The sequence below is a fragment of the Xenorhabdus sp. NBAII XenSa04 genome, assembly GCF_963866145.1.
In the GTDB taxonomy this organism is placed as follows: Bacteria; Pseudomonadota; Gammaproteobacteria; order Enterobacterales; family Enterobacteriaceae; genus Xenorhabdus; species Xenorhabdus indica.
On the sequence record NZ_CAWMEB010000176.1, the window covers coordinates 224 to 2,096 of the forward strand.

General features: G+C 36.0%; 2 protein-coding genes and 1 pseudogene. All 3 read right to left on the bottom strand.

Annotated features, from left to right (window positions below; all coding sequences use genetic code 11):
- Positions 1-131: 131 nt before the first annotated feature.
- On the bottom strand, positions 132-704 hold the full coding sequence (locus AAC147_RS07625; protein WP_156115451.1) for a DUF4291 domain-containing protein: 573 nt from the start codon (positions 702-704) through the stop codon (positions 132-134).
- Positions 705-808: 104 nt separating this feature from the next.
- Positions 809-1,351, bottom strand: a complete 543-nt coding sequence (locus tag AAC147_RS07630) for a hypothetical protein (RefSeq protein ID WP_047686232.1) — start codon at positions 1,349-1,351, stop codon at positions 809-811.
- Between the two features lie 18 nt (positions 1,352-1,369).
- Positions 1,370-1,873: pseudogene (locus AAC147_RS07635) on the bottom strand (hypothetical protein); the annotation flags it as partial.

A 1,873-nucleotide genomic window follows, 5' to 3' on the forward strand; every position in this document is an offset into this window, starting at 1 on the left:
AAGCTGAGAATGCGGGAACTGCTTGGCGACTACACAAGCCGCTAAGGGCAGGGAGTGAGCGGCTCTTAAAAAGAACAAAGCCGGAAGATCATGGGGATCTTTCCGGCTTCTTATTCATGTATAAAAACTGGTCATTCCAAATAAATTGTTTCTTCTGGCAACAAATTGTAAGCCATATCCAATTTATTCATTTTGACCAATTCATAAATCTGATGTGCCCTATTCGTAATATCCTCAATGTTGATAATCCATTTGTTTATATAATTTTCCACTGCTTGATTACGCAGACCAATTTGTATGGTTCTCTGTTCTAACTTATTTAAATGAATGTCTCGTTCAGGATCCCATTGAATAATCACATCACTTTGCTGAATTTCTTTTTTCCATTCCTCCTGAGAATTAAACAAAGCAGGGTCATAATGGCTAATAACGCCCTGCCGAAGAATTTCTCTAAATCCCTCATGTGTGATATCAATAGCCAAAATACGTTCTTGACCACTATCTTTCTTTCCCCAATCAGCACGATACATCATCCATAAGAATGAAGGCTTAATCCATGTCATACGTGTCATGCTAAAAGGGGGAGAAACGAACGTGTTATGTTTAATAGCACTGTCAGCAATAGTAGAAGAATAAGCCTGATACACTCTAACTGATTGTTGCGTATAAAATGCTCGTATTGAGTTGTTGTTATATGTGGACATAATCATCCTATTTTGTAATTTAATGTATTATTTATTCTGGTATCTCGGGATATACTCCACAGAAGAAGAAAACCGGAAGATCACAGAGATCTTCCGTCTTTTAATTAAGATAAAGAAGAGAGTTTTTCTAAATAGTCAACATCATTAATGATCCAATATTTTTCTTTTTTAGGCAAAATGTCTTCATCAAATTCGCGCATAAAATCAACAAACTCTCCAATCCAACCATCAGGCACATATTTTTCTATGGGTGTATTACCAGGATATGGATAACAGGCACTTAATTTTTTCGAATCAAAATCAATAAATGCGATTGGAAATAATGCAGAGACATCCCACCAACATGATGATTTTTCAATTGTTTTTTTAATAATTTCTAACTTCGAATTATCTATTTTAAAAGGTTGGATTTTTTTCAAGAATTTCTCTTTAGTATTGTCATTAACAATTAAAATACCAAATCTATCATTGGGGTCATCCTCAGCACAGTCAAAACCTTTTTTAGTAAAGTCGGCACTCCATTTCTGCCAATCTAACACCCAAATTTCTCTATCTTCATGATACCATTCGATATTGTTATTATTTTTTATTGCAACAATAACATTGTCGTCGGATAAAGAGTCATTATCATTTTGTGTTTCAAACATATAATTACCTTCACTCATTTATTTTTTTACTTTTCCAGAGCCTGGAATTGCGTTTTCTTCTAACCATTTAGTCCATACACGAGGTAATTCATATGAGTCTCCAGGTGTTGACGGATCTACTATTTTAGGAGCTAACTTCCCTTGATTTAATGGATTTGTCTTATATCCTTTTTGTTTGATAGCATTTTCTTTGATGAAATCGTCAAACCATTTAGGTATTTCAAATGAAACAAGTTCAGCATCGTCCCCTCGAATTTTCTTAAAGTGCTCTGCGTGTTTTGTATCACCAATACTAATATTTAAAGTGGCATCCTGTATTTTTGGATTTCCATCGTTGTCTATTTTTATTCTGTGATAGCTTGCATTAGGAGGTGTTCCCCCTTGAACCCTGAACACAGTGACAGTATCTTTAGGCTCCCCTTTATTTCCAACTCCGCCTGTCAGGCCATACGGATCTACCCACTTCGCCGGATTATGCACATACCCGTACGGATTCAACCCGCCCAGCAGCCCAATGGGGTC